The following is a 15,216-nucleotide window of genomic DNA, read 5'->3' on the forward strand; positions in this document are numbered from 1 at the left end:
GCAGTGCTCGTCTACCTCATACGGCGGCTGTTCAACGTCGCCGCCACGCTGCTGGTGGTCTCCGTGGTCACCTTCGGCATCTTCTTCGCGGTCCCGAAGCTGACCGGCAGCGATCCCGCGCTCATGTACGCCGGACGCGAGACCAATGAGACCGCCCTGGCGGGCATCCGCGTGAAGATGGGCTTCGACAAGCCCATCTCCGAGCAGTACCTGCTCTTCCTCAAGGGCATCTTCGCCGGCCGTGACTACGACGGCGGCACCGACGTCACGCACTGTGCGGCGCCCTGCTTCGGGTACTCCTTCAAGACCGACGCGCCCGTCTGGGAGACGATGCTCGACCGCATGCCGGTCACCCTCTCGCTCGCCCTCGGGGCGGCCGTGATCTGGGTGATCGCCGGTGTGGCCACCGGTGTGATCTCGGCGCTCAAGCGCCGGACCGCCATCGACCGCACCGTCATGGTCGGCGCGCTCGCCGGCGTCTCCCTGCCGATCTTCTTCACCGGCATGGTGGCCCCCGCGATCTTCGTCTACAGCCTCGGCTGGCTGGACGTGTCCAACTACCAACCCCTGACCGAGGATCCAGGAGCCTGGCTCAACAGCCTGATCCTGCCCTGGGTCACCCTGGCCTTCCTCTTCGCCGCCACCTACGCCCGCATCACCCGCGCCACGATGCTGGAGGTCCTCGGCGAGGACTACATCCGCACGGCCCGAGCCAAGGGGCTCAAGGAGGGCGTGGTCATCCGCAAGCACGCCCTGCGCTCCACGCTCACCCCGATCGTCACGATGTTCGGCCTCGACCTCGGCGGACTCCTCGGCGGCGCGGTGCTCACCGAGACGACCTTCAACTTCCAGGGTCTGGGAACGGCGGCCGTCGCCGCCATCGGCGCCGGCGACCTCCCCGTGATCATGGGAGTCACCCTGATCGCCGCGCTCTTCGTGGTGATGGCCAACCTGATCGTGGACCTGCTGTACGCCGTCATCGACCCGCGCGTGAGGCTGACGTGACCGACACCCCCTCCTCCAGCCGACCCGCCTTCGTGCCCGAGCAGGCCGGCCCGCGGTCCGAGGCCTTCCTCTCCGTGCGCGACCTGAAGGTGCACTTCCCGACCGACGACGGTCTGGTCAAGTCCGTCGACGGGCTCTCCTTCGACCTGGAGCGCGGCAAGACCCTCGGCATCGTCGGCGAGTCCGGCTCCGGCAAGTCGGTGACCTCGCTGGCGATCATGGGTCTGCACCGCACCGGCAACGCGCGCAGCCGCCCCCACATCGCGGGCGAGGTGCTGCTCGACGGCGAGGACCTCGTACGGGCCGACGCGGACCACGTGCGCAAGCTCCGCGGGCGCAAGATGGCCATGGTCTTCCAGGACCCGCTGTCCGCGATGCACCCGTACTACTCGGTCGGCAAGCAGATCATCGAGGCGTACCGGACCCACCAGGACGTCGACAAGAAGACGGCGCGCAAGCGGGCCGTCGAGATGCTCGACCGGGTGGGCATCCCGGAGCCCGACCGGCGGGTGGACGCGTACCCCCACGAGTTCTCCGGCGGTATGCGCCAGCGCGCGATGATCGCGATGGCCCTGGTCAACAACCCCGAGCTGCTCATCGCGGACGAGCCGACCACCGCACTGGACGTCACCGTCCAGGCGCAGATCCTCGACCTGATCCGCGATCTGCAGAAGGAGTTCGGCTCCGCGGTCATCATGATCACGCACGACCTCGGCGTGGTCGCCGAGATGGCCGACGACATCCTCGTCATGTACGGCGGCCGGTGCGTCGAGCGGGGCACCGCCGAGAAGGTCTTCTACGAGCCCCGCCACCCGTACACCTGGGGCCTGCTGGGCTCGATGCCGCGCATCGACCGCGACCAGACCGAGCGCCTCATCCCGGTCAAGGGCTCGCCGCCCAGCCTCATCAACATCCCCAGCGGCTGTGCCTTCAACCCGCGCTGCCCGTACGCCGACATCCCCAAGGGCGGCATCACCCGCACCCAGCGGCCCGAGCTGACCCAGGACGACAGCCGGCACTGGTCCGCCTGCCACATGTCGCAGGAGGAGCGGACCCGGATCTGGACCGAAGAGATTGCGCCGAAGCTGTGACCGACATGAAGAAGACCGGCGCGGCGGAGGCCTCCGAGAAGGCCCCTGAGAAGGCCTCCGAGAAGGCGCCCGCGGAAACGCTGCTGAAGGTGACCGGCCTGGTCAAGCACTTCCCCATCAACAAGGGGCTGCTGCGCCGGCAGGTCGGGGCCGTCAAGGCCGTGGACGGGATCGACTTCGAGGTCCGGCGCGGTGAGACGCTGGGCGTGGTCGGCGAGTCCGGCTGCGGCAAGTCGACCATGGGCCGACTGATCACGCGGCTGCTCGAACCGACCGGCGGAACGGTGGAGTTCGAGGGCAAGGACATCACGCACCTGGGTGTGGCGGGCATGCGGCCGCTGCGCCGGGATGTGCAGATGATCTTCCAGGACCCGTACGGCTCGCTGAATCCGCGGCACACGGTCGGCACGATCGTCGGTGCCCCCTTCAAGCTGCAGGGGGTGAACCCGGAGGGCGGCCTCAAGGCCGAGGTGCAGCGGCTGCTGTCGCTGGTCGGCCTGAACCCGGAGCACTACAACCGCTATCCGCACGAGTTCTCCGGCGGCCAGCGCCAGCGCATCGGCATCGCCCGGGCCCTGGCCCTGAAGCCGAAGCTGGTCGTCGCAGACGAGCCGGTCTCGGCGCTGGACGTGTCGATCCAGGCCCAGGTGGTGAACCTGCTGGACGACCTCCAGGAGGAGCTGGGCCTGACGTACGTGATCATCGCGCACGACCTGTCGGTCATCCGGCACGTCTCCGACCGCATCGCGGTGATGTACCTCGGCAAGATCGTGGAGCTGACCGACCGCAAGTCGCTCTACGAGAACCCGATGCACCCGTACACCAAGGCCCTGCTGTCGGCCGTACCGGTGCCCGACCCGAGGCGGCGGGGCGCGGCGACCGGCCGCATCCTGCTCAAGGGCGACGTGCCGTCGCCGATCTCCCCGCCGAGCGGCTGCCGCTTCCACACGCGGTGCTGGAAGGCGACGCAGGTCTGCACGACGCAGGAACCGCCGATGCTGGCGCTGAAGACCGGCCACCAGGTGGCCTGCCATCACCCGGAGAACGCCCCCGACCAGGCCCCGGGCGACCAGCCCCTCCCGGGCGCGGCGGACGCGGTGGTCACGGTCTCGGAGTAAGTGCTGAAACGCCGGCGGGGCAACCTCAGCCCCGCCGGCGTTTGAGGCGCGGGGTCTGGGGCGGAGCCCCAGGGACCGGGCGCAGCCCGGTCCTATGGCGGAGCCACAGCCGACGCGGTCCGGGCCGGGGCCGAGCCCCGGACTCCGCCGAGCCCGCCGCAGGCGACAATGGCCCGGTGCTCCACGATCTCTTCCCGCCCGGGATCCAGCATGCCCTGGACCTCGCCGGCATCTTCGTCTTCGCCACCGCGGGCGCGCTGCTCGCCGTCCGCAAGAACTTCGACGTCTTCGGCATCGCCGTCCTCGCCCTGGTCACCGCCCTCGGCGGCGGCCTCTTCCGCGACCTCGTCATCGGCGCCGTCCCGCCGGCCGCCTTCGGCGAGCTCAGCTTCTTCGTCACGCCGCTGATCGCCGCCGCGCTCGTCTTCTTCCTGCACCCCGAGGTCCAGCGGATCAACCGGGCCATCAACGTCTTCGACGCCGCCGGCCTCGCGCTGTTCTGCGTGACGGGCACCACCAAGGCGTACGAGTACGGCCTCGGCCTCACCGCGTCCGCCGCGCTCGGCCTGGCCACGGCCGTCGGCGGGGGCGTTCTGCGCGACGTGCTCGTCAACGAGGTGCCCTCGCTGCTGCGCGACCGCGAGATGTACGCCGTGCCCGCCACCGTCGGCGCCGCGATGGTCGCCGTCTTCATCGCCCTGGACTCCCTCAACGCCGTCACCACCGGCCTGGCGATCGTCACCACCTTCGTTCTGCGCCTCCTCGCCATGCGCTACCACTGGCGGGCGCCGCTGGCCTGGAACCGGCGGTCGTCGGTGGCCGAAGAGCCGTAACAAGAGAAAGCTACCGCTTAGTAGCTTCGCGGTGTACCGTCGTTTTCATGTCAAACGCAGCTGCCCAGGCAACCATCGGCGACAGCGAGTTCGACCGCGACACCACGATCACCGCGCGCGCGGGCGAGCCCGGGGTGTACGACGCGGAGCTCTCCGCCGGGTGGACGATCATCACCGCCGTCAACGGTGGCTACCTGCTGGCCCTGGTCGGCCGGGCCCTGTCGGCGGCCCTCCCGCACCCGGACCCCTTCACCGTCTCCGCGCACTACCTGACCTCCTCCGTGCCCGGCCCCGCCGTGATCCGCACGCAGGTCGTACGGGTCGGCCGCACCCTTTCCACCGGTCAGGCCTCGCTGTTCCAGTACGACGAGAGCGGCGCCGAGGTCGAGCGCATCCGCGTCCTCGCCTCCTACGGCGACCTCTCGTCCCTGCCGGACGACGTGCGGACGGTGGCCGTGCCGCCCGCCATGCCGGCCTACGAGGACTGCCTCGGCGCCGAGGCCGGCCCGGCTCCCATCCCCGGGAGCTCCGCGATCGTCGACCGGCTCCGGCTGCGGCTGGACCCCGCGACCGCGGGCTGGGCCGTCGGCGCGCCCTCGGGCAAGGGTGAGATGCGGGCCTGGTTCGGCCTGGCCGACGGCCGCGACGCCGACCCGCTGTCCATGCTCCTCGCCGTGGACGCGCTGCCCCCCACCGCCTTCGACCTGGGCCTGATCGGCTGGGCCCCGACCGTGGAACTCACCACCCACATCCGCCGCCGCCCGGCCCCGGGCCCGCTGCGGGTCGCCATCACCACCCGCAACCTGGCCGGCGGCTTCCTGGAGGAGGACGCCGAGGTCTGGGACTCGGCGGACCACCTGGTCGCCCAGTCCCGCCAACTGGCCAGCGCCCCGCGCCGGTCCTGACCCCCTCTCGACGCGTGGCTCGCACCGCGCGTCGTACCCCGTCCGCCGATCCCCGGCCGGGGCCGGACGGTGCCCGCAGGGCACCTCCAGCCCCGGCGGAGTCCGAGGCGCGCGGTCCGGGGCGAAGCTCCTGGGGCCCCGGAGGGGCCTACTTGCCGGGACCGCGGCGCAGCAGCGCGTCAGGGCACTCGTAGAATCGGGGGATCATGGCCTACCTCGACCACGCCGCCACCACCCCGATGCTGCCGGAGGCCGCCGCGGCGATGACCGCGCAGTTCGCCGCCACGGGGAACGCGTCCTCCCTGCACGCCGCCGGCCGCCGGGCCCGCCGCACCGTCGAGGAGGCCCGCGAGGCCTTCGCCGACGCGATCGGTGCCCGCCCGAGCGAGGTGGTCTTCACCGCCGGCGGCACCGAGGCCGACAACCTCGCCGTCAAGGGCCTCTACTGGGCCCGCCGCGACGCCGACCCCGCCCGGACCCGGGTCCTGACCAGCCCCGTCGAACACCACGCCGTGCTCGACGCGGTCCACTGGCTCGCCGAGCACGAGGGCGCCCAGGTCGAATACCTGCCGGTGGACCACTACGGGCGCGTGCACGCCGACGCCTTCCGCGAGGCCGTCGAGCGGAACCCCGACGACGTGGCCCTGGCCACGGTGATGTGGGCCAACAACGAGATCGGCACCGTCATGCCGGTCCGCGAACTGGCCGCCGTGGCGGGGGAGTACGGGATCCCGCTGCACTCCGACGCCGTCCAGGCCTTCGGGCAGCTCGACGTCGCCTTCGGCGACAGCGGCCTCGCCGCGATGACCGTCAGCGGCCACAAGGTCGGCGGCCCGTACGGCATCGGCGCGCTGCTGCTGGGCCGCGACCAGAGCCCCGTACCCGTACTGCACGGCGGCGGCCAGGAGCGGCACGTCCGCTCCGGCACCCTCGACGTGCCGGCCATCGCCGCCTTCGCGGTCGCCGCCGTCCTCGCCGCCGAGCGGCGCGAGCGGTTCGCCGGCGAGATCGGCGCCCTGCGGGACGAGCTGGTCGCCGCCGTCCGCGCCGCCGTGCCGGACGCCGTCCTCGGCGGAGACCCCGACGACCGGCTCCCGGCCAACGCCCACTTCAGCTTCCCCGGCTGCGAGGGCGACTCCCTGCTGCTCCTGCTCGACGCCCAGGGCATCGAGTGCTCCACCGGCTCGGCCTGCACCGCCGGAGTGGCCCAGCCGAGCCACGTCCTGCTGGCCACCGGCACCGACCCGCAGCTGGCCCGCGGCACGCTGCGCTTCTCCCTCGGCCACACCTCCACCAAGGAGGACGTCGCAGCCGTGGCCGCGGCCATCGGCCCGGCGGTGGAACGCGCTCGCACGGCGGGCCTCAGCTAGGCCCTGTCCGGGCCGTGACCGGGCCGTCTCCTTCGGATCATGCCTTGCCCGCGCCGGGCCCCGTTCCGTCGAGCTCTGCCCGGATCATGCGTAGGTACCGGTCCCAGTCCCAGTGGCGGCCGGGATCCGTGTGGTCGGCGCCCGGCACCTCGGAGTGCCCGAGTATGTGGGTGCGGTCCGCCCGTATGCCGTACCGGCGGCAGACGTCGGCCGCGAGCCGGGCCGAGGCCGCGTACATCGCGTCCGTGAAGTCCTGCGGGCGGTCCACGAAGCCCACGTGCTCGATGCCGACGCTGCGCTCGTTCATCGAGCGGTTGCCCGCGTGGAAGGCCACGTCCAGCTCGCGCACCATCTGCTCCACATGGCCGTCCCCGCGGACTATGTAGTGAGCCGACGCCTTGTGCCACGGGTTCCTGAAGGCGTCCACCGAGGATTCGAAGCCGCCCTGCGTGACATGGACGACGATCCGGTCCACCCGGTAGTCGTCCGGCCGGTCCGCCAGCCGCCAGTTCGCCGGCGAGGCCGCGGTCCAGCTCGCGCCCGCGTGGTCGATCTCGCCCTCCTTGCGCGGCTTGGCCACCCCCGGCAGCAGCCACCACGCGCGCCCGATCTCGTCCCGCCCGGCGACCGCCGCCACCGCGAGGACCCCGAGCCCGCCGAACAGCACGGCCCTGCGGGTCCGGCCCGGCGGCTTCTTCTCCTTGTTCCCCTGCTTGACGATGTGATCCACCCCCCGTACCCGATAACGCGCTGTGACCCCGCTCGGTTCCCCCGTACTCTGGACGGTGCTATGACTGAGAACCTGCCGCGTACCGCCCGTCCCCTTCGCGTCCTGGCCGCCATGTCCGGCGGCGTGGACTCCGCCGTCGCCGCCGCCCGCGCGGTCGAAGCCGGGCACGACGTGACCGGTGTCCACCTCGCGCTCTCCGCGAACCCGCAGTCCTTCCGGACCGGCGCCCGCGGCTGCTGCACCATCGAGGACTCCCGCGACGCCCGCCGCGCCGCCGACGTCATCGGCATCCCCTTCTACGTCTGGGACCTCGCCGAGCGCTTCCGCGAGGACGTGGTCGAGGACTTCATCTCCGAGTACGAGGCCGGGCGCACCCCGAACCCCTGCCTGCGCTGCAACGAGAAGATCAAGTTCGCCGCGCTGCTCGACAAGGCCCTGGCCCTCGGCTTCGACGCCGTCTGCACCGGCCACTACGCCACCGTCGTACTGAACGAGGACGGCTCCCGGGAGCTTCACCGCGCCTCCGACATGGCCAAGGACCAGTCGTACGTCCTCGGCGTCCTCGACGAGAAGCAGCTCGCCCACGCCCTCTTCCCGCTCGGTGACACCCTCACCACCAAGGAAGAGATCCGCGCCGAAGCGGAGGAGCGGGGCCTCGCCGTGGCCAAGAAGCCCGACAGCCACGACATCTGCTTCATCGCCGACGGCGACACCCAGGGCTTCCTCGCGCACCGCCTCGGCAAGGCCGAGGGCGACATCGTCGACGAGACCGGCGAGAAGGTCGGCACCCACGAGGGCGCCTTCGGCTTCACCATCGGCCAGCGCAAGGGCCTGCGGATCGGCCACCCGGCCGCCGACGGCAAGCCGCGCTACGTCCTCGACATCTCCCCGGTGAACAACACCGTCACCGTCGGCCCCGTCGAGGCCCTCGACGTCACCGCCCTGACCGCGATCCGCCCCCGCTGGTGCGGCTCCACGGCCGCCGCCCCCGGCACGTACACCGCCCAGCTGCGCGCCCACGGCGGCGAGACCGAGGTCTTCGCCGAGCTGGTGGACGGCGAGCTGCGCGTCTCCTTCACCGAGCCGGTCCGCGGCGTGGCTCCCGGCCAGGCGATCGTGCTCTACGACGGCACGCGCGTGGTCGGCTCCGCCACCATCGCCACGACCACCCGCGCGGCCGCTGCCTCCGCCCAGGCCCAGGCCCAGGCCTAGGCGACCGTCAGGACGATCTTGCCGGTCGTCCGGCCCTGCTCGCCGATCTCGTGGGCCTTCGCGGCCTGCTCCAGGGGCAGCACGGTGTCGACCAGCGGCTTCAGCAGGCCCTGCTCGACCAGGGCCGCGATCTCCTCCAGGCCCTTCAGGTCCGGCTCCACGAGGACCCAGGAGGCCTGCACGCCCTGCGTGTCGGCCGGGATGCCGTCCGGGCCGGGCAGGGTCACCAGGTGGCCGCCCGGCTTCAGCACCTTCAGCGAGCGCTGCCCGTAGTCCCCGCCGATGGCGTCGATCACGACGTCCACGTCCGTGACGGCGTCCTCGAAGTCCGTGGTGCGGTAGTCGATCACCTCGTCGGCGCCGAGGTCGCGCAGCAGGTCGTGCTTGCCCGCACTCGCGGTGCCGATCACGTACGCGCCCCGGGCCTTGGCGATCTGCACGGCCAGGTGACCGACCCCGCCGGCCGCGGCGTGCACCAGCACGCGCTGTCCGGCCGAGACCCCGGCGGTGTCCACCAGCGCCTGCCAGGCGGTCAGCGCCGCCAGCGGCAGCGCGGCCGCCTGCACGTGGTCCAGCGAGGCGGGCTTGCGGGCGAAGTGCCGGGCGGGAGCCGTCACGTACTCGGCGTAGCCGCCCGCCTGCCGCGGGAAGAGCGGCATCCCGTACACCTCGTCGCCCGCGCGGTACAGGGTCACGCCGGGGCCGACCGCCTCGACGGTGCCCGAGACGTCCCAGCCGACGATCGGGGTCTCGCCCCAGGCGATCAGTCCGCCGCTGGCCCGCGTCTTCCAGTCGACAGGGTTCACGCCTGCCGCGTGGACGCGCACCAGGATCTCGTTCAGGCCCGGCTCCTGCCGCTCGATCTCGGTCTCGGTCAGGACCTCGGGGCCGCCCCACTCGCTTACGACGACAGCACGCATTTCTTCTTCTCCTCGAACGGTTTCCGCAGTTCCCGGTCGGTTCCGACCGCTGATGTGCCTCCAGCATCGGCCGGGCGCGCCGGGCGTGGTGTTGGCCGGATGGCCACTATGTGACAGGATCTGGCCATGACCGAGGTGAGTGCGGCAGGGACGACGGCAAGCATGACGGCAGCCCGGGGCAGTGGCGCCCACGACCGGCACCGGATCGCGGTGCTCGCCCTGCCCGGCTTCCCGCCGTTCGAGCTCGGGATCCCCTCCCGGGTCTTCGGCAGCGCCGTGGACGAGCACGGCGAGGCCCTCTACGAGGTCGTCGTCTGCACCGCCGACGGCGGCCCGGTGATGAGCGACTCCGGTTTCACCCTCCAGCCCGCCGCCGGGCCCGAGGCCCTCGCCGCTGCCGACACCGTGATCATCCCGCCCACACACGCCATGCCCGAGCTGGCCCTCGGGGGGCCGCTGCCGCCCGAGGTGGCGGCGGCCATCGCCGGCATCCGCCCCGGCGTCCGCCTGGTCTCGATCTGTACCGGCTCCTACGTCCTCGCCGCCGCCGGACTCCTCGACGACCGCCCCGCGACGACGCACTGGAACCTCGCCCCCGAATTCCGCAGGGCCTACCCCCGGGTCCTCCTCGACGAAGAGGTCCTCTTCGTCGACGACGGCGACATCCTGACCTCCGCCGGGGTCTCCGCCGGCGTCGACCTCTGCCTGCACCTGATCCGCCGCGACCACGGAGCCGCCGTCACCAACCGCGCCGCCCGCATGTGCGTCGTACCGCCCTGGCGCGACGGCGGGCAGGCCCAGTACATCGACCGGCCCGTCCCCGAACCCACCGTCGCCACCACCACCGCCACCCGCGCCTGGGCCCTGGAACGCCTCGACGAGCCGGTCACCCTGAGCGAGCTGGCCGCCCACGCCCGGATGAGTCTGCGCACCTTCACCCGGCGCTTCCGTGACGAGGTCGGCATGACCCCGGTCCAGTGGCTCACCGCCCAACGGCTGGAGATCGCCCGCCACTTGCTGGAGTCCAGCGACCTCCCCGTCGACCTGGTCGCCCACCGGGCCGGCTTCGGCTCCGCCAACTCCCTGCGCCAGCACATGCGGACCGCCCTCGGGATCTCCCCGATCGCCTACCGCCGCACCTTCCAGCCGCAGAGTCCCGTCCCGGCATGACCTCCGGAGTAATCGCCCCCCGAGGCCGCGGCTGAAAGGATCTGGTCAACGGCCCGAACCGGCGGGCCGGTTGGAGGGGAGATCGTCATGACCGCCTACGCCATCGGCCACATCCGCCCCGACACGATGAACGAGGACGTCCTCCGCTACATCGAGGAGATCCAGTCCACCATGGACCCCTTCGGCGGCCGCTTCCTGGTCCACGGCAAGGAGGTCGAGGTCAAGGAGGGCCCCTGGCCCGGCACGGTCGTCGTCATCGGCTTCCCGGACATCGAGAAGGCCCGCGCCTGGTACGACTCGCCCGCCTATCAGGAGCTCCTCCCGCTGCGCACCGACCACATCCAGGGAGAGGTCATCCTGGTCGAGGGTGTCCCGGCCGACTACGACGCCTCGAAGACGGCCGCCGCCCTGCGCGCGGCCGCCGGGCTCTGACGTACCACGTCGCCCACGCGCTCGCCGTGAGCGAGGCGGCGTACCGCGAGGCCGTCGGCGTCTGGCGGGTGCGAGCATGGGCGGTATGGCTACTCACCTGATCACCGGTGCCGGGTCCGGCATCGGCGCCGCCGTCGCGGCCCGCCTGCACGCCCGCGGCGACGACCTCGTCCTCCTCGCCCGCGACGCCGGCCGCGGCAAGCAGCTCGTCGAGCGGTACCCCGGGGCGCGGGCCCTCGTCGGCGACCTCGCCGACCCCGACCGCCTCTCGTGGGCCTTCTCCAAGCAGCCGATTCCCGAGCGGATCGACTCGCTCCTGCACGTCGCCGGGATCGTGGACCTGGGACCGGTGGGCGATCTGCGGCCCAAGACCTGGCACCAGCAGCTCAACGTGAACCTGATCGCCCCCGCCGAGGTGACCCGGCTGCTGCTGCCCACCCTGCGCGCCTCGCACGCCGACATCGTCTTCGTGAACTCCGGCGCCGGGCTCCACGCCCACGCCGACTGGAGCGCGTACGCCGCCTCCAAGCACGGCCTCAAGGCGCTCGCCGACTCCCTCAGGGAGGAGGAGAAGCCCCACGGCATCCGCGTGACCTCCGTCTACCCCGGCCGCACCGCCAGCCCGATGCAGGCCAAGGTGCACTCGCAGGAGGGCAAGGAGTACGACCCCGCCGACTGGATCGACCCCGAGTCCGTGGCGACCACCATCGTCATGGCCATCGACCTGCCGCGCGACGCCGAGGTGAACGACCTGAGCGTGAGGCCCGGCCGATGAGCGCGAGCGCCACCGGCGTCGGCTCGCTGCCCGGCGGCGACGCCCGCGAGGCCGCGAAGACCGTCACCGGGTCCTTCGAGGAGTTCCCGTACCTCGCCGAGCTGCCCGCCCGCGGGCCCGGCGCCGACATGATCGGCCGCTCCCTCGGGCTGCTGGTCGAGATGTACGCGCACGTGGAACCCAGTGGCTGGCGGATCAGCGACCGCCCCGGGCGCGACACGCGCAGGGCCCGGTCCTGGCTCGGCGAGGACCTGGACGCCCTGGAGGAGTTCACCCAGGGGTACACCGGCAAGCTCAAGGTCCAGGCCGTCGGTCCGTGGACGCTGGCCGCCGCCCTGGAGCTGCACGGCGGCGAGGCGATGCTCCAGGACGCGGGCGCCTGCCGGGACCTGGCCGGATCGCTGGCCGAGGGCCTGCGCGGGCACCTGGCCGACGTCCGCAAGCGCATCCCCGGCGCCGAGGTCGTGCTGCAGTTCGACGAGCCGTCCCTGACCGCCGTACTGCTCGGCCGGGTCCGCTCCGCCAGCGGCTACCGCACCTACCGCGCCGTGGACCGGCAGGTCGTCGAGGGCACCCTGCGGGACCTGTTCGCCGTCCACGACGGGGAGGTCGTCGTCCACTCCTGCGCGCCCGAGGTCCCCTTCGGGCTGCTGCGGCGCGCCGGCGCCGCGGGGGTGTCGTTCGATTTCTCCTTGCTCACCGAGCGCGAGGACGACGCCATCGGAGAGGCCGTCGAAGGCGGTACGAAACTCTTCGCCGGAGTGGTGCCGGGCACCGACGTCCCGTTGTCAGACCCTGCCGGTAGCGTCATGGGTGTCAGGAAGCTTTGGCGCAGGCTGGGGCTGGCCCCGGGGACTCTGGCGGAGTCCGTCGTGGTCACCCCGTCGTGCGGTCTGGCGGGTGCTTCACCCGCCTACGCGCGTGCGGTGCAGGCGCATTGCGTCAGGGCGGCGAGGTCGCTCGCCGACAACCCTGAGTGACGGTCGAGACGGGGCACGGGAGGAAACGGCATGGCAGCCGAACAGCAGGACACGGCAGCACCGGCGGCGGTGCGTGAGCAGCACGCGCTGCTGGCCGAGCAGGTCGAGGAGCACCGCTTCCGGTACTACGTGAACGACCAGCCGGTCGTCAGCGACGCCGAGTTCGACAAGCTGCTGCGCTCGCTGGAGGCGCTGGAGGAGCAGTACCCGGAGCTGCGCACCCCCGACTCGCCGACCCAGAAGGTGGCCGGGGCGTACGAGACGGACTTCGCCTCCGTCGAGCACCGGGAGCGGATGCTCTCCCTCGACAACGCCTTCGACGACGAGGAACTGGCCGCCTGGGCCGAGCGGGTGGCCCGGGACGTGAACACCTCGGACTACCACTACCTGTGCGAGCTGAAGGTGGACGGCCTCGCCGTCAACCTCACCTACGAGAACGGCCGGCTGACCCGTGCCGCCACCCGCGGCGACGGCCGCGCCGGTGAGGACATCACGCCCAACGTCCGCACCATCGCCGAGATCCCGGACCGGCTGAAGGGCGACCGGATCCCGGCGCTCGTCGAGATCCGCGGCGAGGTCTTCTTCCCGATGGAGAAGTTCGAGGAGCTCAACGCGCGGCTCGTCGAGACCGAGGGCAAGCCCTTCGCCAACCCGCGCAACGCGGCGGCCGGTTCGCTGCGCCAGAAGGACCCGAAGGTCACCGCGAGCCGCCCGCTGCACATGGTCGTGCACGGCATCGGCGCCCGCGAGGGCTTCGAGATCGAGCACCAGTCGCAGGCGTACGAGCTGCTGCGCGAGTGGGGTCTGCCCACCGCCCGGCACAACAAGGTGGTCTCGACGCTCGGCGAGGTCCGGGAGTTCATCGCGTACTTCGGTGAGAACCGGCACTCGGTGGAGCACGAGATCGATGGCGTCGTCGTCAAGCTCGACGAGATCGCGCTCCAGGGCCGCCTCGGTTCCACCGCCCGCGCCCCGCGCTGGGCGATCGCCTGGAAGTACGCCCCCGAAGAGGTCAACACCAAGCTGATCGACATCAAGGTCGGCGTCGGCCGGACCGGGCGCGTGACCCCGTACGCGCAGGTGGAGCCGGTGACGGTGGCGGGCTCGGAGGTCGAGTTCGCGACGCTGCACAACCAGGAGGTCGTCAAGGCCAAGGGCGTGCTGATCGGGGACACCGTCGTACTGCGCAAGGCGGGCGACGTCATCCCCGAGATCCTCGGCCCGGTGGTGGACCTGCGGGACGGCAGTGAGCGGGAGTTCGTGATGCCCGCCGAGTGCCCCGAGTGCGGGACGGCGCTGCGGCCGATGAAGGAGGGGGACATCGACGTCCGGTGCCCCAACGCGCAGACCTGCCCCGCCCAGCTGCGCGAGCGGCTCTTCTACCTCGCCGGCCGGCAGAGCCTGGACATCGAGAACTTCGGCATGGTGGCGGCGGCCGCGCTGACCGGTCCGCTGGAGCCGGCCCAGCCGCCGCTGCTGGACGAGGGCGACCTCTTCGACCTCACCATCGAGCAGCTGCTGCCCATCAAGGCGTACGTCCTGGACCAGGACAGCGGACTGCCCAAGCGGGACCCGAAGACGGGCGAGGAGAAGATCGTCACGGTCTTCGCCAACCAGAAGGGCGAGCCGAAGAAGAACGCCCTGGCGATGCTGGAGAACATCGCCGCCGCCAAGTCCCGCCCGCTGGCCCGCATCATCAACGGCCTGTCGATCCGTCATGTCGGTCCGGTCGCGGCGGAAGCCCTCGCCCGCGAGTTCCGGTCGATCGAGGCCATCGAGAAGGCCACCGAGGAGGAGCTGACGGCCACCGACGGGGTCGGCGCGATCATCGCGGCCTCCCTCAAGGAGTGGTTCAAGGAGCCGTGGCACCAGGAGATCCTGCGCAAGTGGCGGGCGGCCGGGGTCCGGATGGAGGAGGAAGGTTCCGCCGAGGAGGCGGGGCCGCGCCCGCTGGAGGGGCTGACCGTCGTCGTCACCGGCACTTTGCAGAGCCACACCCGGGACGGCGCGAAGGAGGCCCTGCAGAGCCGCGGCGCCAAGGTCACCGGTTCCGTCTCGAAGAAGACCTCCTTCGTCGTGGTCGGCGACAACCCCGGCTCGAAGTACGACAAGGCCGTGCAGTTGAAGCTCTCCATCCTCGACGACGCCGGGTTCGAGGTGCTGCTGGAGCAGGGCCCGGACGCGGCACGGGAGGCCGCGCTTCCGGTGGACGGCGACGGCGGAACGGAGTAAGACCCCTACAGGCGATCGCGGGACAGGCCCGACGGGAGTAGCGAAGGCGAACGGATGCGTGGCGTGCGGCCGTACGGGCGGGCGCACGCCAGGCGCGGCGGACGGTGGTAAACGGCCGGTACAAGGCTGGTGGCAGGGCGGTGACCTGTCGGATCATCGGATGGGTGACCAGGGGGCCCTGGTTCAAACTCACCCGTTCGGCGGATACCGTACTGATGAGGATGGCTGGGTCGCATTCGGGCAACCACCGCCGACCGCTGCCCCTGGGCCCCTCTCGCGTCCTACTGTTGAGGGGTGCGCCCCTCGTGCACGGCTGCAGGATGCGATTCCAGCCGTGATGGCACGACATCGGGGCCATTGCGTGACATCGGCATCGCCGGCTGTGAGAGGGACGGGCATGAAACCCACCGAAAGCGCCGACCCGTCACATGAATTCGGCGGGG

Annotated in this window: 14 protein-coding genes; 12 read left to right on the forward strand and 2 right to left on the reverse strand. The window is 71.8% G+C overall.

What is annotated here, in order from left to right; all coding sequences use genetic code 11:
• Positions 1-3 precede the first annotated feature (3 nt).
• The 6 genes from ACGFYQ_RS06305 to ACGFYQ_RS06330 all read left to right on the forward strand — a co-directional run bounded on the left by ACGFYQ_RS06305 (position 4) and on the right by ACGFYQ_RS06330 (position 6,322).
• Complete coding sequence (locus tag ACGFYQ_RS06305; RefSeq protein WP_393740505.1) at positions 4-1,005, forward strand: ABC transporter permease; 1,002 nt, start codon at positions 4-6, stop codon at positions 1,003-1,005.
• Positions 1,002-2,096, forward strand: coding sequence for an ABC transporter ATP-binding protein (locus tag ACGFYQ_RS06310; RefSeq protein WP_393740507.1), 1,095 nt, complete (start codon positions 1,002-1,004; stop codon positions 2,094-2,096). The genes ACGFYQ_RS06305 and ACGFYQ_RS06310 overlap by 4 nt, the downstream gene beginning before the upstream one ends.
• 5 nt (positions 2,097-2,101) lie before the next feature.
• Positions 2,102-3,214: an ABC transporter ATP-binding protein gene (locus ACGFYQ_RS06315; protein ID WP_393740925.1), complete on the forward strand. Its 1,113-nt coding sequence runs from the start codon at positions 2,102-2,104 to the stop codon at positions 3,212-3,214.
• 176 nt (positions 3,215-3,390) lie between these two features.
• Positions 3,391-4,047, forward strand: a complete 657-nt coding sequence (locus ACGFYQ_RS06320) for a trimeric intracellular cation channel family protein (RefSeq protein ID WP_393740509.1) — start codon at positions 3,391-3,393, stop codon at positions 4,045-4,047.
• A 47-nt stretch (positions 4,048-4,094) separates the two neighbouring features.
• Entirely contained in the window at positions 4,095-4,952 is an 858-nt protein-coding gene (locus ACGFYQ_RS06325; RefSeq protein ID WP_393740511.1) for a thioesterase family protein, read from the forward strand.
• A 206-nt stretch (positions 4,953-5,158) separates the two neighbouring features.
• Positions 5,159-6,322 carry a cysteine desulfurase family protein gene (locus ACGFYQ_RS06330; RefSeq protein WP_393740513.1) on the forward strand — a complete coding sequence of 388 codons (1,164 nt, stop codon included), beginning with the start codon at positions 5,159-5,161 and terminating at the stop codon, positions 6,320-6,322.
• 37 nt (positions 6,323-6,359) lie between these two features.
• On the opposite strand, the gene ACGFYQ_RS06335 is transcribed toward ACGFYQ_RS06330, so the two are convergent.
• Positions 6,360-7,052, reverse strand: a complete 693-nt coding sequence (locus ACGFYQ_RS06335; RefSeq protein ID WP_393740515.1) for an N-acetylmuramoyl-L-alanine amidase — start codon at positions 7,050-7,052, stop codon at positions 6,360-6,362.
• A gap of 60 nt (positions 7,053-7,112) precedes the next feature.
• Here ACGFYQ_RS06335 and mnmA point away from each other — a divergent pair, with 60 nt between their 5' ends.
• Complete coding sequence (mnmA, locus tag ACGFYQ_RS06340) at positions 7,113-8,264, forward strand: tRNA 2-thiouridine(34) synthase MnmA (protein WP_393740517.1); 1,152 nt, start codon at positions 7,113-7,115, stop codon at positions 8,262-8,264.
• Here the strand turns inward: mnmA and ACGFYQ_RS06345 are convergent.
• Positions 8,261-9,184, reverse strand: a complete 924-nt coding sequence (locus ACGFYQ_RS06345; RefSeq protein ID WP_393740519.1) for an NADP-dependent oxidoreductase — start codon at positions 9,182-9,184, stop codon at positions 8,261-8,263. The genes mnmA and ACGFYQ_RS06345 overlap by 4 nt on opposite strands.
• Before the next feature lie 162 nt (positions 9,185-9,346).
• On the opposite strand from ACGFYQ_RS06345, the gene ACGFYQ_RS06350 reads away from it, so the two are divergent.
• From ACGFYQ_RS06350 to ligA, 5 genes are all read left to right on the forward strand, one after another.
• Positions 9,347-10,354, forward strand: coding sequence for a GlxA family transcriptional regulator (locus tag ACGFYQ_RS06350; RefSeq protein ID WP_393740928.1), 1,008 nt, complete (start codon positions 9,347-9,349; stop codon positions 10,352-10,354).
• Positions 10,355-10,441: 87 nt separating this feature from the next.
• Positions 10,442-10,786, forward strand: a complete 345-nt coding sequence (locus tag ACGFYQ_RS06355; protein ID WP_393740521.1) for a DUF1330 domain-containing protein — start codon at positions 10,442-10,444, stop codon at positions 10,784-10,786.
• 85 nt (positions 10,787-10,871) lie between these two features.
• Positions 10,872-11,561, forward strand: coding sequence for an SDR family oxidoreductase (locus ACGFYQ_RS06360; RefSeq protein ID WP_393740523.1), 690 nt, complete (start codon positions 10,872-10,874; stop codon positions 11,559-11,561).
• A complete protein-coding gene (locus ACGFYQ_RS06365; protein ID WP_393740525.1) occupies positions 11,558-12,541 on the forward strand; it encodes a methionine synthase in 984 nt (327 codons plus the stop codon). The genes ACGFYQ_RS06360 and ACGFYQ_RS06365 overlap by 4 nt, the downstream gene beginning before the upstream one ends.
• A 30-nt stretch (positions 12,542-12,571) precedes the next feature.
• Positions 12,572-14,773 carry an NAD-dependent DNA ligase LigA gene (gene ligA, locus ACGFYQ_RS06370; RefSeq protein ID WP_393740527.1) on the forward strand — a complete coding sequence of 734 codons (2,202 nt, stop codon included), beginning with the start codon at positions 12,572-12,574 and terminating at the stop codon, positions 14,771-14,773.
• The last annotated feature ends 443 nt before the right edge of the window (positions 14,774-15,216 follow it).

Source organism: Streptomyces sp. NPDC048258 (genome assembly GCF_043201995.1).
GTDB lineage: Bacteria > Actinomycetota > Actinomycetes > Streptomycetales > Streptomycetaceae > Streptomyces.

What these genes read in the sequence shown, in the direction of transcription:
- ACGFYQ_RS06350 (WP_393740928.1), top strand. Translation starts at nt 9,347, where the DNA reads ATGACGGCAGCCCGGGGCAGTGGCGCCCACGACCGGCACCGGATCGCG.
- ACGFYQ_RS06325 (WP_393740511.1), top strand. Translation starts at nt 4,095, where the DNA reads ATGTCAAACGCAGCTGCCCAGGCAACCATCGGCGACAGCGAGTTCGAC.
- ACGFYQ_RS06360 (WP_393740523.1), top strand. Translation starts at nt 10,872, where the DNA reads ATGGCTACTCACCTGATCACCGGTGCCGGGTCCGGCATCGGCGCCGCC.
- ACGFYQ_RS06365 (WP_393740525.1), top strand. Translation starts at nt 11,558, where the DNA reads ATGAGCGCGAGCGCCACCGGCGTCGGCTCGCTGCCCGGCGGCGACGCC.
- ligA (WP_393740527.1), top strand. Translation starts at nt 12,572, where the DNA reads ATGGCAGCCGAACAGCAGGACACGGCAGCACCGGCGGCGGTGCGTGAG.
- mnmA (WP_393740517.1), top strand. Translation starts at nt 7,113, where the DNA reads ATGACTGAGAACCTGCCGCGTACCGCCCGTCCCCTTCGCGTCCTGGCC.
- ACGFYQ_RS06315 (WP_393740925.1), top strand. Translation starts at nt 2,102, where the DNA reads ATGAAGAAGACCGGCGCGGCGGAGGCCTCCGAGAAGGCCCCTGAGAAG.
- ACGFYQ_RS06345 (WP_393740519.1), bottom strand. Translation starts at nt 9,184, where the DNA reads ATGCGTGCTGTCGTCGTAAGCGAGTGGGGCGGCCCCGAGGTCCTGACC.
- ACGFYQ_RS06355 (WP_393740521.1), top strand. Translation starts at nt 10,442, where the DNA reads ATGACCGCCTACGCCATCGGCCACATCCGCCCCGACACGATGAACGAG.
- ACGFYQ_RS06330 (WP_393740513.1), top strand. Translation starts at nt 5,159, where the DNA reads ATGGCCTACCTCGACCACGCCGCCACCACCCCGATGCTGCCGGAGGCC.